Genomic DNA, 1,047 nt, shown 5'->3' on the forward strand with positions numbered 1-1,047 from the left:
CGGGACACAAAAATGCCCGGCCGATAACGGCCGGGCATTTCGTGTTCGTGTGGAGCCACGGGGAATCGAACCCCGGACCTCCTGCTTGCAAAGCAGGCGCTCTACCAATTGAGCTATGGCCCCGAGTCGCCCTGAGGCGATCTCGTGTTGTTGCGTGGGGATACCGGGATTTGAACCTGGGACCTCTTCATTATCAGTGAAGCGCTCTAACCAACTGAGCTATATCCCCCTGTGAGCAGATTCGAGACTATAGGAATCTGCTCAATTCCTGAAATCGAGCGGAACATCCGCGCGTGTCAGAAAGCCAACAACTATTTCGTGGTGCCTAGTTGTTGGTGAAACCGACGAGCAACCCGCCCGTGATTTTCACGCTGAGGTTATACAGTACCGCAAAAATCGCACCGAGCGCGGTGATCACGACGGTGTTGAGCACGGCAACGACCACAGCAAAGCCCATCACGTTGCCCACGGAGAGAATACTCAGCAGATCGGCGGAGCTGCCGGAGATATCGGTGTACAGCGTGTTGGCCTTATCGAGGATCTGGGTCTGGGCCAGCACCGTGTACACCAGGAACGACGCCACGATGGTGACGACGGCCAGGCACAACGCCACCAGGAACGACAACTTCACAGCCGACCAGAAGTCGATGTACACCAATTTCAGGCGCACCTGCTTGGTGGACGGTCGACGATTCGACTTGTTGGCCAATTTCTCCGCGACGCTACTCATCTGGTGATTCTACTTTCCCCGAATCATCGTTCGGTGCTGCAGTGTCAGTTGTGGCTTCGGTTTCCTCCACCACGAGATTGCGCTCGATGTTTTTGGCGATGGAAATTATTCTGTCTTCGGTCGCAAATTTCGCGAACACGACACCCATGGTGTCCCGACCCTTGGCCGGAACCTCGGCGACGTCAGAGCGTACCACCTTGCCGCTGGCAAGAACCACAAGCACTTCGTCCTCCTCGTTGACGATGAGCGCCCCCACGAGGTCTCCACGATCGTCATTGAGCTTGGCCACCTTGATGCCGAGCCCCCCGCGATTCTGC

2 protein-coding genes and 2 tRNA genes are annotated in these 1,047 nt (G+C 56.6%); all 4 read right to left on the reverse strand.

Going from position 1 to position 1,047, the window contains the following annotated elements:
• Positions 1-50: 50 nt before the first annotated feature.
• Positions 51-123 (reverse strand) — tRNA-Ala (locus tag JF66_RS20600).
• Positions 124-155: 32 nt separating this feature from the next.
• A tRNA-Ile gene (locus JF66_RS20605) sits at positions 156-229 on the reverse strand.
• Positions 230-325: 96 nt separating this feature from the next.
• Positions 326-730 carry a DUF3566 domain-containing protein gene (locus JF66_RS20610; protein ID WP_035880816.1) on the reverse strand — a complete coding sequence of 135 codons (405 nt, stop codon included), beginning with the start codon at positions 728-730 and terminating at the stop codon, positions 326-328.
• Positions 723-1,047, reverse strand: a 325-nt coding sequence (locus JF66_RS20615) for a DNA gyrase C-terminal beta-propeller domain-containing protein (protein WP_035880817.1), incomplete at its 5' end; no start/stop codon positions are given. The genes JF66_RS20615 and JF66_RS20610, both read right to left, overlap by 8 nt.

The organism is Cryobacterium sp. MLB-32 (assembly GCF_000738085.1).
GTDB lineage: Bacteria > Actinomycetota > Actinomycetes > Actinomycetales > Microbacteriaceae > Cryobacterium.

Coding starts and splice junctions, on each gene's coding strand:
- JF66_RS20610 (WP_035880816.1), bottom strand. CDS start 730: ATGAGTAGCGTCGCGGAGAAATTGGCCAACAAGTCGAATCGTCGACCG.